Source organism: Fibrella aquatilis, assembly GCF_017353255.1.
Classification (GTDB): Bacteria; Bacteroidota; Bacteroidia; order Cytophagales; family Spirosomataceae; genus Fibrella; species Fibrella aquatilis.
This window is the reverse complement of sequence record NZ_JAFMYU010000014.1, coordinates 160,707-175,461: the sequence shown is the minus strand read 5'-3', so window position 1 is coordinate 175,461 and position 14,755 is coordinate 160,707. Positions and strand designations below refer to the sequence as shown.

10 protein-coding genes are annotated in these 14,755 nt (G+C 54.6%); 4 read left to right on the top strand and 6 right to left on the bottom strand.

The features are described 5' to 3' along the window. Window positions 1–41: 41 nt before the first annotated feature. Window positions 42–884 (bottom strand): pantoate--beta-alanine ligase, encoded by an 843-nt coding sequence (gene panC, locus J2I48_RS17495; protein WP_207336769.1) that lies wholly within the window; start codon window positions 882–884, stop codon window positions 42–44. A 277-nt stretch (window positions 885–1,161) separates the two neighbouring features. Between panC and J2I48_RS17490 the strand changes: the two genes are divergently transcribed. From J2I48_RS17490 to J2I48_RS17475, 4 genes are all read left to right on the top strand, one after another. Then, a complete protein-coding gene (locus J2I48_RS17490) occupies window positions 1,162–1,974 on the top strand; it encodes a glycogen/starch synthase (protein WP_207336768.1) in 813 nt (270 codons plus the stop codon). A gap of 10 nt (window positions 1,975–1,984) precedes the next feature. Beyond that, entirely contained in the window at window positions 1,985–3,415 is a 1,431-nt protein-coding gene (locus J2I48_RS17485) for a DUF4270 family protein (protein ID WP_207336767.1), read from the top strand. A gap of 26 nt (window positions 3,416–3,441) precedes the next feature. Then, the gene (glmS, locus tag J2I48_RS17480; RefSeq protein WP_207336766.1) at window positions 3,442–5,280 is read left to right on the top strand and encodes a glutamine--fructose-6-phosphate transaminase (isomerizing); all 1,839 of its coding nucleotides are present in this window, start codon (window positions 3,442–3,444) and stop codon (window positions 5,278–5,280) included. 95 nt (window positions 5,281–5,375) lie between these two features. Then, window positions 5,376–6,314: a fructosamine kinase family protein gene (locus tag J2I48_RS17475; RefSeq protein WP_207336765.1), complete on the top strand. Its 939-nt coding sequence runs from the start codon at window positions 5,376–5,378 to the stop codon at window positions 6,312–6,314. A gap of 124 nt (window positions 6,315–6,438) precedes the next feature. On the opposite strand, the gene J2I48_RS17470 is transcribed toward J2I48_RS17475, so the two are convergent. The 5 genes from J2I48_RS17470 to J2I48_RS17450 all read right to left on the bottom strand — a co-directional run bounded on the left by J2I48_RS17470 (window position 6,439) and on the right by J2I48_RS17450 (window position 14,605). After that, a complete protein-coding gene (locus J2I48_RS17470; RefSeq protein WP_207336764.1) occupies window positions 6,439–6,633 on the bottom strand; it encodes a cold-shock protein in 195 nt (64 codons plus the stop codon). 53 nt (window positions 6,634–6,686) lie between these two features. Further along, window positions 6,687–8,147 carry a M14 family zinc carboxypeptidase gene (locus tag J2I48_RS17465; protein WP_310587285.1) on the bottom strand — a complete coding sequence of 487 codons (1,461 nt, stop codon included), beginning with the start codon at window positions 8,145–8,147 and terminating at the stop codon, window positions 6,687–6,689. A 114-nt stretch (window positions 8,148–8,261) separates the two neighbouring features. Beyond that, window positions 8,262–10,892, bottom strand: coding sequence for a T9SS type A sorting domain-containing protein (locus J2I48_RS17460; RefSeq protein WP_207336763.1), 2,631 nt, complete (start codon window positions 10,890–10,892; stop codon window positions 8,262–8,264). A 19-nt stretch (window positions 10,893–10,911) separates the two neighbouring features. Further along, the gene (gene msrB / locus J2I48_RS17455) at window positions 10,912–11,307 is read right to left on the bottom strand and encodes a peptide-methionine (R)-S-oxide reductase MsrB (RefSeq protein ID WP_207336775.1); all 396 of its coding nucleotides are present in this window, start codon (window positions 11,305–11,307) and stop codon (window positions 10,912–10,914) included. A 61-nt stretch (window positions 11,308–11,368) separates the two neighbouring features. Then, window positions 11,369–14,605 (bottom strand): efflux RND transporter permease subunit, encoded by a 3,237-nt coding sequence (locus J2I48_RS17450; RefSeq protein ID WP_207336774.1) that lies wholly within the window; start codon window positions 14,603–14,605, stop codon window positions 11,369–11,371. Between the last annotated feature and the right edge of the window lie 150 nt (window positions 14,606–14,755).

Genomic DNA, 14,755 nt, shown 5'->3' with positions numbered 1-14,755 from the left:
CTTAGACCCGCGGCGGCGGACCGCTTAGACATTGAACTTCTTCAGAAAACCACATTATCAATCAGCCGCACGTGGCCTAGCTGGGCGGCCAGGCAGAGGGCGTTTTGGCCGGGGGGCTGTAGCTCAGAAATGGGCTGCAAGGTATCGGTGTTGACGGCTTCGATATAGTCTAGTTTGAAGGCGGGCCGCTCGCCGAGGTAATCAACCACGGCGGCTTTTGCCTGTTCGGGGGTAGCCTCATCCAGCAGCATATCCTTCGCCAGTGTAAGGGCCTGAAACAGGGCCGGAGCCTCGGTGCGTTCGGCATCGGTCAGCAGCCGGTTCCGCGACGACATGGCCAGTCCGTCAGTTTCACGCACAGTGTCGCAGCGGATTAATTCGAGCGGGAAACTCAGGTCATGCACCAGGCACTTGATCACGGCCACCTGCTGCAAGTCTTTTTGCCCGAAAAACGCTTTGTCGGGCTGCACCATGTGAAATAACTTGCTCACTACCAGGCCCACACCGTTGAAATGGCCGGGCCGCGAGGCCCCTTCCATCACGGTCTCCAGCAGGCCAAAATCGAACCGTAGCGTGGCGGGTTGGGGGTACATCTCGGCCACCGACGGAGAAAAAAGGATGTCTGTTCCAACCGTTTCGAGTTGAGCGGCGTCTTGTTCCAGGGTACGCGGGTAGCGGGCCAGGTCGGCGGGGTTGTTAAACTGGGTGGGGTTCACAAAAACGCTGCACACCACCATGTCGCAGGCTTGTTTGGCTTGGCTGATGAGGTTGAGGTGTCCGGCATGCAGTGCGCCCATGGTGGGCACAAAGCCAACCGTTTTCCCGGCCCGGCGTATGGCCGCAAGGTGCATTTTCAGGGTAGAAACGGAGTCGAAACGAAGCATGAGTGAATGGCGTAAAAGCAACTGAGTGATGACCCGGCTGGTCCGATAATCAATAGATGCTCATGGGTAAATAAATTACGAAAATGGTGGTTAAAATTTGGACAGGAAAGGGCAAAAACGAGCAGTTGGTGGCCTAAATCCGGCACCTGGAATTGCAAAACTACGGGTGAGGAAATTGTACTTATTTTGGGGGAAATGTATTGAAATGCGACAATTTTTTAGTTAATTTTGCAAGTTTTTAAGGTAAAGACGCATAAACTATCTCCCACTTGCCTTTATGAGCAAACTTCGCATCTTGTACGTAGCCAGCGAAATTACCCCCTTCCTTAAGACCTCAGACGTGGCCGATTTCGTGCGAAAGTTGCCGCAGGATATGCAGGAACGGGGCATGGAGATCCGCATTTTAGTACCGCGTTTTGGCCTCATCAACGAACGCAAAAACCGCCTGCACGAAGTAGTTCGGCTGTCGGGTATCAACATTTCAGTGGGCGACGAAGAGAAGCCCCTGATTATCAAGGTCGCCTCTATTCCCACCGCCAAATTGCAGGTCTATTTCATTGACAACGAAGACTATTTCCACCGGAAGTACGTTTTCCACGACAAAGAAGACAAGTTCTACGACGACAACGACGAGCGGGCTATCTTTTTCTGCAAAGGTGTGCTGGAGACAGTAAAGAAATTAGGTTGGTCGCCTGATATCGTGCATTGCAACGACTGGATGACCGCCCTGATTCCGCTGTATTTGAAAACGACCTACAAGAACGACCCCATGTTTAAAGACACCAAGTCGGTCTTTACGGTCTATAATAATTCGTTCGAGCACCGGTTCGATCCCGCCACGCTGGTTGAAAAAGCCAAAATGATGGACATCGACGATGCCATGCTTGCCCACCTCGCCACGGGTGATTTTAATGGATTTATTAAGCTCGGTTGCGCCTACGCCGACGCGGTTGTTAACGCTGGACAAACCGAAAACGATAGTCTGACTACCATTCTGAATGAAATTGCCGAACACAAACTCGACTCCCCCGACGCCGAAATCAACGTCACCGAACGTTATTTCAACATTTACACGGCACTGGCCAGCTAAACTGGCCCTTGTGGTGAGTCTACTGGCCGGGGTGGTGGCCTGTGAAGAACCCAAAGAAATAGGTCTAACGCCCACCACCCCGGTGGGCGTTCTCTATACCGACACGCTGACCATCACCCGCACCACTATTCAGTTCGACTCGGTGCGCAGCCAAAGCCAAAGCTCTATCCTGATTGGGCGCTACAACGACCCGCAGTTTGGGCAGGTTGAAGCCAAAGGATACGCTCAGCTTCAGCTCACGAATAGCTTTGTCGTTAATGATTCAAACACGACCAATGCCACCCCCGCCAGCCGGATTATCCTAGATTCGACCCGGATGCAGGTTTCGTTAACTTCACTGCCCTCTATAAACCCAGGTATCTATTACGGTGACACCACCGCGCAACACGAGATTGTGGTTACGCGCATGGCCGACAGCCTGCGTCAGAGAAATTACGACATCAGCACCAAAGTGCCTGTATCGAACACGGTAATAGCCCGTCGGAAAATTCAGCCCCGGCCTTCGAGCGTAGATTCTACGGTTCTGATACCCGTCGACCAATCGCTGGGCCGTGAACTGTTGGCTTTGGCCAATACCAACGCCTCGCTGTTTTCAGCATCAACAGGCCTGTTGACCGATCCTGCCGGGTTTCGGCGGCTGATCCCCAACGATTTTGAGATCCGGTCTGTTACGTCAAGTCAGTCATCTGTTTTAAGCGTATCGCCATCAGGTTCGGGTGTGATTCTTTATTACCACGTGCAGGGCGAGCAATCTAGAAGGAGCTACATTTTCACCTTCACCGGTCATCGGTTCAATCAGATTACGAGTAGCCGCACGGGTGTATTGGCCTCGCTACGGCCGGGCCAAAGCCTGCCTGCTACCACTACGGGCCGTACTTACGTACAACCGGCCACGGGCATTACAACCAAATTGCAGTTTCCAACACTCACCAACCTGATTAAATCGGGCCGGGTGGCCATCAATCGCGCCGACCTGGTGATTACGCCAACACCCCCTGAAAATTCGCAGGTATCCTTGTCACCTTACATGATTTTGTCGGAGGTGAGTGAGCAGAACAGGCTTACGCGTACAGATATTACATCGGGAGGGGCGTTTCTGTTTTCGGTGCAACTAGCTACCAGCGGACCACTTAACCGGCAGGGTAGCAGCTATATTTCTCCCCAAGTAGCGTTTCTCGACACCCGCACCAACAGCTATACATTTAACCTGGGCGGGTATCTGCAATCTATTGTGGCGGGTATTAGTCCCAACGCAGGTTTGGCTATTCTGACGCCTGGGTTCCCCTACAGTGCGCAGGGGAGTTATTCCTTGTATACACCGCTAAACACGGGTGGCATTCGAGACGACACGCAGGCGTACCTGACCAACCGTGTCTGGCGTATGGTGCTGGACGGTAAGGCGAGCGTGAAGATGGTTGTCTTCTACACTACCTCTTCATAACTAATTACGTTTAACTACATCCTGTTATGTGCGGTATTGTTGCATATGTTGGGCACCGTGAGGCCTGCCCCCTGGTCATTAAAGGACTCAAACGCCTCGAATACCGGGGTTACGACAGCGCAGGTGTGGCCTTGAACAACGGCGAAGAACTCGTTGTCTACAAGAAAAAAGGCAAAGTGTCGGCTCTGGAGCAGGAGTTAGCCAATAAGCCATTGCAGGCCACCATTGGCATGGGGCATACCCGTTGGGCCACCCACGGTGAGCCTAACGACGTGAACGCCCACCCGCACTACTCGTTCCACCGGAAGCTGGCTATCATCCACAACGGGATTATTGAGAACTACGCGGCCATCAAAGAAACGCTGTTGCGCAAGGGCCACACCTTTGCCAGTCAGACCGATACCGAAGTGCTGGGGCAGTTTATTGAAGACATCTGGGAGAACGCAGGCGGTACGCTGGAAGAGGCTGTCCGAGCGGCGCTTCAAGAAGTAGCCGGGGCCTACGCCATCGTGGTCATGAACGCCGCCGACCCAACCCAACTGGTGGCCGCCCGCAAGGGTAGCCCGCTGGTGATTGGTGTGGGCGAGGGCGAATACTTCTTTGCCTCCGATGCCTCGCCTATTATTGAGTATACCAAAGACGTGATCTACCTCAACGACTATGAGGTGGCCAACGTGCAAAACGGCAAGCTGAGTATCGTTACCCTCGACAACACCAAAACCATACCCTACATCCAGAAAGTAGAGATGGAACTGGCGGCCATTGAAAAGGGTGGTTTTGAGCACTTCATGCTCAAAGAAATCTTCGAACAGCCTCGCTCCATTGCCGACTCCATGCGCGGCCGTGTCAACGCCGATGAAGGAACCCTGCAACTCGGCGGCCTCCGTGACTACATGGACAAGCTGGCCAAGTCGAAGCGGATCATCATTGTAGGTTGCGGCACCTCGTGGCACGCGGGCCTGGTGGCCGAATACATCTTTGAAGAGCTGGCCCGGATTCCTGTTGAGGTAGAGTATGCCTCGGAATTCCGGTACCGCAACCCGATCATCAAGGAAGGCGATATCGTGATTGCCATTTCACAGTCGGGCGAAACGGCCGATACGCTGGCCGCTATTGAACTGGCCAAGTCGAAAGGGGCCACCATTTTCGGGGTCTGCAACGTGGTGGGGTCGTCTATTGCGCGGGCTACCCACGCGGGCGCTTACACCCACGCCGGGCCGGAAATTGGCGTGGCAAGTACCAAAGCCTTCACCGCCCAGGTGACGGTGCTGACCATGATGGCCCTGGCCGCCGCGCAGCGCAAAGGGGCCATTTCCGACACCCTGTTCCGGCAACTGCTGGCCGAACTGGAGACCATTCCGGCCAAAGTGGAGCGTGTGTTGCAGAGCGCCGAGAAAATTCGGGAGATCGCCTATATCTTCACCTACGCCCGCAACTTTATCTATCTGGGCCGGGGTCTGAATTTTCCGGTGGCCCTGGAAGGCGCACTTAAGCTAAAAGAAATCAGCTACATACACGCCGAGGGCTACCCCGCCGCCGAGATGAAACACGGCCCTATTGCCCTCATCGACGAAGACATGCCGGTGGTGGTAGTGGCCACGCAAGACAGTTCATATGAGAAAGTGGTGTCGAACATTCAGGAGGTGAAAGCTCGCAAAGGCCGCGTCATTGCCGTAGTCACCGAGGGCGACACCCACCTGCCCACTATGGTCGATTTCACCATTGAAATTCCGAAAGTGCATGACATGCTGATGCCCCTGATTTCGGTCATTCCCATGCAACTCCTGGCCTACGACATCGCCGTTATGCGCGGCCGCAACGTAGACCAACCCCGCAACCTGGCCAAGTCGGTAACGGTAGAGTAGTATGTAACGGGCAAGCAGAACCCCACGATGGTATGCAGACACTCGAAACATCAATTGCGTGATGTGTTCCACATTCTTACGCCACGCCTACTGCCATGTTTTGGGGAAACGAACAGACTGATTTTTTTGAAACCATTCTCTACCAGCATCTGGAGCAACCGGTAGAGGTGCTCGATGCCCAGTTTCTGAGCGGGGGCGACATCAACACGGCGGCGCGGGTGTTTACGTCGGAGGGGGTGTTTTTCGTGAAATGGAATCAGGCCAACCTCAGTGGCACCGGTAGACACCAAATTGACCAGCCCATGGCCGACGGCGACGATCTGTTTGCCGTGGAAGCGCTGGGACTAGCCCGTTTGCGCCAGACTAATGCCATTCGTGTGCCCGCCGAAATTGGCCACGGCCGCATGGGCGAACGGGCGTACCTGATCCTGGAATACCTGGAACCTGATGCCGACGGCCTGCGGGGCGCACCGCCCACCTATTGGACCCAGCTAGGCCACCAATTAGCGCACCTCCACGCCCACACGCAACCGCAGTTCGGTCTAGACCACGACAACTTTATTGGCTCATTAGTGCAGCGTAATACGCTGACAGACAGTGGCTATGACTTCTTTTTCGACCAGCGACTACTGCCACAAGCGGGGCAGGCACTATATAATGGGCTACTGAAAAAAGCAACCTACGACGCCCTCTTCCGCCTGCGCGAACGCCTGCCCGACCTGCTCCCCGCCGAACGCCCCGCTCTGCTTCACGGCGACTTGTGGACGGGTAATGTGCTCATTACGGAGGAGGGGCAACCTGCCATAGTGGATCCGGCGGTGTATTATGGCTTTCGGGAGGCAGAATTGGCCTTCACACAGCTGTTTGGGGGGTTCGACGGGCAGTTTCAGGCAGCTTACGAAGAACTTTTCCCCTTGGAGCCGGGCTTCGCCGAGCGCATTCCGGTCTATAATTTGTATCCGCTGCTGGTGCATGTCAACCTCTTCGGGTCGGGCTATGTATCGGGGGTGGAGCGAGTGCTGAGCCGGTTTTAGGCTGGAAATAAAGGGCAAAAAAAAAAGATTTACAGCTACTCGGCAGCCGTAAATCTTATTTGAGACGTTGTACAAACCGCTTATTTCAGATTTGTATCGCTAAACCAGTACGAACAACAAACGACTAAGCGCGCTGTACGTTTACTGCATTGAGGCCACGCTTACCTTGTTCAACTTCGTAGGTAACTTTGTCGTTTTCACGCAGAGTCAAACCATTGAGGGCTGAGATGTGAACGAACACGTCTTCACCACCACCGTCGGGAACAATAAAACCGAATCCTTTAGATTCGTTAAAAAACTTAACTGTACCTGTTTTCATACACTTATTTAGTAGAAGCCCCAAAGATAACCTTTTTGATTGACAAGCAACTACTAATCAATAATTCCGTTACCAGATTCGTCCAGAAAGCCGTTTAAGACCACTTTTTTTATAGAATTTCCTTCTTTTAGTAAAAAAGTAGCTACTTGACCCAGCCCCGGAGGCCGTCCAGGCAGCTTTCCTTCCCACAAAACATGCAGCGGCTGCTGAGGAAAACTACCCCGTTTGGCCGTCTGCACCTTCACCGCCACGATGCCTTCCTGCCGAAGTTTAGCCACGTCGAGCCTGCGCAGGTCGGTGGGGGAAGCGAGGGTGTCGGGGTAGAGGCGGGCGGGGGTGAGGGTGAGGCCGGTCGCGTCGAACTCGGTAAGGCCGCCAAAAGTAGACAGGTCGCCGAGGTCATCGATGGTGCTGCGGTAAGCAAACGCCCGCGCCGAGTCGGTGTTGACCTCGTACCGGTTAATGCCCAGGTCAATGGTGTAAGGCTTGCCGTTGCGCACGACGGTGGCGTTGCGGATGAGCAGGTCGAACAGGGCGCGGCCGTTTTCGGGAATGGCCTGATACTCCGCGACCACTCGCTCGGCGGGGGTTTCGTTGCCATAGGTTTCATTGGCAATGGCATTGAGTGCGGTGAGAATGGCCACGAAATTGAGCCGCCTAATGCTCATTTTCTCCACGTCGCCCACTTGCCCGCCCGACTCAATCAGGATCAGCGTAGTACCCCACTTTTGAATATTGTCGCCAAAGGCGCGGGGTTCAAAATCGTCGTCGTAGCGGGCCACCTGACCGGGGATGAACTGCTGCAACACCCGATTCATGCCCACGATCAGCTGCATCGACCGTCTACGCACGTCGTTGATAGTACGGTCCTGATCGTAGGCCGTAGCCAGGAAAGAGACCACCGCCTGCTTGCCGGTGTTGCCTACGCTGTAGCGCGGGTTTTGGTCGTGCAGATTAAAGCCCACCAGCGGTTTCAGCGTCTGTTGCAGGTTTTTCAGCACCACCGACTCCGGCGATTGCAGCCGGAGGGCATCGCGGTTCATATCGATATCGGCCGAGGTGCGGCGCTGAAAACGCTCGGCCCCGTCGGGGTTGAGCATAGGCAGCATATGTAGGGTGGTTTTGGCCAGAATAGTCTGCCGCATATCGTCGAACCCGTCGCCGGAGGCTTGCAGAAACCGGAACAGATCGAACAGGGCCATGGTGGCGGTGGCTTCGTCGCCGTGCATCTGCGACCACAGCAGCACCGGTATCGGCCCTGTTCCGGCCCGCACCAGATTCAGGCTGCGCCCCTCTGCCGACGTACCTACCTGACTGACCGACAAAGGGTTACCTAGCGTTGAAAGCACCGGCACAATAGCCTTGTGCTTGAACCGACGGTGGGTAAACGTGGTGTCTTTGTAGGCCTCGTGGGCGTCGAACAGGCGACGAGCCAGGTCTTGTGCGTGAGTTTGATGCAAAGCGGTCATGCACAAAAGTAAACAAGCCAGCCGGGTCAGGCGAAGAGAAAGCATATGGATAAAAGGAGTAATGGCAGAAAGGAATAAAGGAGGAAAGAGCTTGCAACGACGTAAATATGCTGATGCAAGCTCTTTCCTCCTTTATTCCTTTCTGCCATTACTCCTTATTTACTTCACCACCATTACTTTTTTGGTCTGCCGGGCATCGCCTGCGGTGAGTTGCAGGAAATACAGACCGGCGGGCAGTTGGCTCACGTCAAGTTGCTCCGTCAGTTTCTGACCCGAAACAGGCACCGACACCTGCCGCAGCGCCTGACCCGTGGGCGAGGTAAGCGTAAGCGTAGCTTCCGTAGCAGGCTGACTTAGCTCGGCCATCACGCGCATACTGCCCGAAGCCGGGTTCGGATAGACCGAGAAGGCGGAAGTGGGTAAGGGTTCAGTGGCCAATATTGGTGGCGGCGGAGGCACCTGAATGTTGAGGTTGTCTACCTGCCAGCCCCAGCCGTGCGCCAGTTGGTCAGCAAATAGTCGGAACCGTATGAGAATGACGTCATCGCCCCGGAAATCACCCCGGTCCTGAATGCTGAACGAGCGGCTTTTCAGCAGAGTTGGTGTTCCTAACGTACCCGAGTTGGTCTCACCTGGTAAACCTGGAATCTGCGACGCATTCCAAGCATTGAGCCAGGCGCTATTACTACCTGAGTCGTAGCCCGATAATAAGGGCAACCAAGTGCGGCCATTATCTTTACTGCCTTCAACGATCACATAGTCGAAGAAATCGTCGCTGCCGAAAGACGAACCTGCTGCGCCCGGCTCTACGAGCACGATCTCATCAAACCTAATTTTAGCACTATCGGGGTTGGCTTTTACTTTGATTGGTGCCAATAGCGTATAGGTGTAGTTAGACTCGTTGAAGAGATCGCTACCGTTTTTGTAAGGATGGTCCGAGTTGATACTTGGGCTGCTGAAGCCGGAGGGTGTTTCAATACGGAAACCATTACCCACAAAATCAGCCGACGCAGTTGTCACATTAGCAAAATCATTAGTGTATCGGGTCAGTACCGTTGTCTGCGGGCCTACAATGGTAATCGTATAAAAGCCAGATGCAGGGCTTACTGCCTGGTTGGGAGTACCTGCCAAATCGCGGGCTACGATGCGATAACTTACTTTATCGCCCGTTTTTAACGAATTGCTGGGTATAACTAGTTTGGTGTACCACAGACTGTCGCTTGTGGCCAGTGTCATAGACTGCGGGGCACTTGGCTTACCATTGATTTGGTATTCTACGTAAACGGTGTCGATACCCACCTTAAGCTTGGCACCAATGGTACGCGTCAGCCGCCGATCATCGGTTACTCTGGCAATAACCGGAATACTATCTGTGGCAGCAGAAAACAGTATTGTCTGGTCGGGCGTGTGGGTAATGGTTGGAGCCACTCGGTCAACGCCTGACGTAAACGAGTAATAATATTGAACGTTATTAATGTTACGGCCGGGGTTGGTATAGCTACGACCAACGCCATCGTTAGTGCGGATATAATAAACCGTTTTTGCTTGTGCACTCGCCGCCGGAATTATAGTGCTAAATGACTGTACGCCATTAGAGGTGCCAGTAGGTGTCATAATGGCTGTTTGGTAAGTAGTATCCGTATTTGGTATTGGCGTGCCCACTCGGAAGCGTAATTGAGGAGGTGTAGCTCCCAACGTTGTATCGCTAAAGACCCGTGCCCGTACTACTACGTTGCCGACAGTCTCGCGGTCTTCGATTGGCTCGTGTAATAGCGAGGTCGTTTTCCACTCCATGTCTTCGAAAAAAGCTATGACAATGGGGCCGGGGTTATGGATAGCCTCGGCATTGTTAATAATTGGCGTCATCAATGAGTTAGCATCTCCTAAGCGAAAAGTGCTTTCGTCTAAGTGATACAGCGATGAACCGTCGCTGTAAGTAATGGGAGCGTAGAGCTTTGCCCTATCACCCGTTTTCTGGCGCAATACAGGACCGTTTAAATACAAATTTTGTCCTACCAATTGGTTGAAGAGAGTAGTAGCCGTTGTAAATGTCTGTGGATCAGCAATTTTAACGCCCGGATTATTTTCTATAAACTGGTCGAAAACAGTTGTCCTTAACTTATCGGCCAAACGGCTAGTTCCATCGCCCCGGATGAGGCCTGTAAATCCAAGTCCATGACCTAGTTCGTGTAGCACTACAGTCACCAGATCAGTAGTACCCGGACCTGGGCGAGCATCCAACCCCAAATACCAATTATTATTGCTGCTAAAATTGGCAACGATGTCAGCACTGTCAGGGCTGTTCAACGCCCTACGGGAAATCTTTTCGGCTAATGCTATGGGATAATAGGACGTAACTTTTTGGGAGCCATCGGGACTATAGATGTATGTGGCTGGTCGCGCACTACCTAAAACGTTAGTTTTTAACGGTTGCCAAGTTGCCTTAACCCTAATCGGTACGGGGCTGACTATTAAGGTTGACCAGATATCTACGGCGCGTTGGAAAGCAGCTTTGGCATCGGCGGGGTAGCCTACATAGTCGACAATAAACGTGGACGTTGGGGCGCGGCGGGCTTTGGAGAAGCTAGCTGGTGCATCTATATAGGTAAACGCATTCTGCCGCAGTCCATAGCAAATGATGGGGTCGGGCGTGATGGTGCGGTTACGCAGAGCGAAATTTTCGTAGGGAGTCAGATTGCGGGCCGGGTTCTGTTTTTTCTGCGCCAGCACCGAGCCGGTCACCAGACATAACACTCCCACCAAACAGCGCAGCGCGTAACGGTTTATCATAGACGTAATTGGATCAAACTCAGGATTGTTGTAATACCAAAGATATTGAATTCAGGCAGTAGCGCAAGCCCGTTGGTGGTGGGCCATCGTCGAAAACATGGCCTAAATGGGCATCGCAAATAGCACACAACACTTCCACGCGGTACATGCCGTAACTATAGTCTTTTTCCAGCCGAACCCGGTCTTCCACCAGCGGGGCCGTGAAGCTTGGCCAGCCCGTTCCCGACTCAAATTTGGTTGTCGACTCGAACAGTTCCGTACCGCAACAGACGCAGGCGTAGATGCCCGGCTCTTTTGATTCGCAGTATTCACCCGTGTAAGGTCGTTCGGTGCCTTTCTGCCGGGCCACCCGAAACTGTTCGGGCGTCAAGATCTGCCGCCACTCGTCGTCTGTTTTGATTACTTTTTCCATGATAGTACGCTGGTTTGGTTTGTTGTGTTGAGGGGAAGATCGCCAACGCCTATAAACGCGTTTTTCAGGCGTTCGGCTTTTTCACCAGATAGCTAAATACGGTGGGCACAAATAGCAGGGTGGTAAACGTGGCCAGCAGCAAGCCGCCAATGACGGCCCGGCCCAGCGGCGCGTTTTGCTCACCCCCTTCGCCCAGGCCCAGCGACATGGGCAACATGCCGATAATCATAGCAATGGCGGTCATCAGAATGGGCCGCAGGCGCGTCCGGCCTGCTTCTAGGGCGGCCTCATGGGCGTTGCCGTTTACGTCGGGCAGGTGGTCTTTGGCGAAACTCACCAGCAGAATACTGTTGGCCGTAGCTACGCCTACGCTCATGATAGCCCCCATCAGCGACGGAATGCTGAACGTGGTGTGGGTCAGAAACAGCATCCAGACCATGCCACAAAGCGCACCGGGCAGGGCCGTGATGATGATAAACGGATACCGAAACGACTGGAAGTTGACCACCATGAGCAAATACACCAGCACCGCCGCGAAGATGATACCAATGCCCAGTCGGCTGAACGCGCTCTCCATACTCTCTACCTGCCCCCGGATCGAAATTTTGTTGCCTGGTTTTAGCTGTGGTTCATACTCCTTAGCCAGCTTGTTTAGCTCGGCCGCCACCGATCCCAGATCGGTGTGCTCTACGGCGGCGTAGACGTCGTAGGTGGGTTGAGTGTTCACCCGATTGATGATCTGCGGCGTGGTGGTGCGCTTTACGGTAGCCACGTTGCTTAGTAGCTGCGGCATGGCTTGTTGGCTCGAAATCAGCGGCGTGCGCAGCAGTTTATCGTAGGTGTCCAGCTTGTAGGGTGGGGTTTGCACGGCAATCAGGTAGGGGAAACCCGTGACGGGGTCGGGCCAGAAGTTGGGACGAACCTGGGCCGTGCCGCTGAGTGAAATATTGAGGTTGGTGGCCACGCGCTGTTCGGTCAGGCCAAACTGCCCGGCCCGTTCACGGTCAACGTCGAGGAAGATTTCGGGGGCATCGAGCACCTGATGCAGGTGTACGTCAACGGCTCCTGGAATCTGGGCGATGCGCTGCTGCATTTCGCGGGCAATCTTGAGGTTATTTCCCCGGTCGAACCCGCTCACCTGCACGTCGATGGGCGAGGTGAGGCCGAAGTTCAGAATCTGACTCACGATGTCGGCAGCCAGGAAAAAGTATGTCTCTTCGGGCATGTCGTCGCGGAGGCGACTGCGCAGTTCGCGGACGTAATCGTCGGTAGGGCGCTGTTTATCCTCGCTGAGCGAAATGAGCAGTTCGGCATCACCCGCCCCGGCGGCGGCGTTGTCGGTGAAAATAAAATTGTACCGTTCGGCCGTCAGCCCCACGTTCGAGATCACCGATTGGATGTCGTGTTCAGGAATTGTTTCGCGGATAATGGCCTCTGTTTCAGCCGCAAGCCGCTCGGTTTCTTCCAGCCGCGTACCCGCCGGGCCGCGCATGTGCAGCTTTATTTGCCCGGCATCGACGTGCGGGAAAAAGTCGCGACCCACAAACGGAATCAGCGCCAAGGTAAATGCTACCACACCCACAAACAGGGCCAGCACCGTTTTTCGATGCACCAGTACCCACGCCAGCGCCCCCATATACCCCGCCTGAAACCGGTCGAATCCACGGTTGAAACGGGCGTAGAGCGAAGAGTTAGGGGCAGGGGGCGGAGAGGGAAGAGCAGAGAGCTTGGAGCTTGGAGTAATGCCTGTTGGCTCTCCGCCCTCTGCCCTTAGCTCCCCGCTCTCCGCCCCATGCCCCCCGCTCTCTGCTCCATGCTTCTCCCCCCGCAGCATCAGGTCGGCCATCATGGGCACGAGTGTCCGCGAGAGGATGTAGGAGGCGATCATGGCAAACACCACGGCCATAGCCAGCGGGCCAAACAGAAACCGCGCCGGACCTTCCAGAAACAGTACCGACACAAACACGATACAGATCGTGAGCGTGGCTACCAGCGTGGGCGTGGCGATTTGAGCGGCACCTTCCAGAATGGCCTCGCGCAGGGGCAGGCCCAGCTCTTCGTTGCGGTGAATGTTTTCAATCGTCACCGTGGCATCATCTACCAAAATACCGATGGCCAGCGCCAGCCCGCCCAGGGTCATGATGTTGAGGGTTTCGCCCAGCAGGTAGAGGGTTGTGAGCGAGGCCAGAATAGACAGCGGAATCGACGTGGCCACAATGAGCGTACTGCGCCAGCTGCCCAGAAACAGCAGAATCATCGCCGCCGTGAGCAGGGCCGCAATGATGCCTTCCAGCAACACCCCTTTGATAGAAGCCCGCACAAACACCGACTGATCGAAAAGGTCTACGATGCGCAGGCCTGCCGGTGCCGAAGCCCGGATGGTGGGGAGAATGCGGTTTTTGATTTCGTCGACCACTTTGGTAGTCGAGGCATTTCCCGTTTTCACAATGCTCATGAGCACCCCCCGGCTGCCGTCTTGTTTCACCACGTTGGCCTGCACGGCCGCCCCGTCGTGAACGTTGGCCACGTCGCGCATGTGTACTACGCTGCCGCCCACCACCTTCACGGGCAGGTCGTTGAGGGTACTAATTACGTCGGGTTTGCTGTTGAGGCGCACAGGATACTCACGCTCTTCCAGGCGCAGCATGCCGCTGGGCAGAGTCAGGTTTTGGGCCGAAACAGCGTTGGTGACGTCTTCGGGCGTGAGGCCGTGGGCAATGAGTTGTTCCGGCTCCAGGTCGACCATGATCTGCCGGGTGCGCCCGCCGAAGGGCTGCGAAAGGCGGCTGCCGGGTACGGTGGCAATCTGTGGGCGGATACGCGTGGCGGCGTAGTCGGTAATCTGGGGTTCGGTGAGGCTGTCAGACGAGAGGCCGAGTTGCAGTACGGGCACGTCGGTGGCGTTGTAGCGCACGATCAGCGGCGGCTGGGTACCCGGCGGCATCCGCACGATAATGGTCTGCGAAATGGCCGCCACCTGCGCCAGCGCTTCCTCAATCCGTACCGTGGGCTGGAAGTAGAGTTTGATGACCGCCGTGCCATTATATGTCTGAGATTCAACGCGTTGAATGTCGCTAACGTTGTTAATCAGCGATGTTTCCGAGAAGTTGGTGACCATCTTCTCCATCTCGTTGGTCGACAGGCCCGTGTACCCCCAGATGACCGTGACCACGGGGATATTGATGCGCGGGAAGATGTCGGTGGGCATTTGTAAACTGGCCACCGTGCCCATAATCAGTATCAACAGGGCCATCACTGCGATGGTATATTTCTTTTCGAGCGCAAGCCTAACGATCCACATAAGCGTCAGAAAGAAAGGCATAAAGAGATCGTACCTTTCTACAATATGATAAGTAAAGTAAGTTGACTATTTAATTGCAGAAGGCCAAATAATAGTCCGTACAACAGGCCTGCCTCCCGTTTGTCCCATTCCTGCAACCTCTCGTTAGTC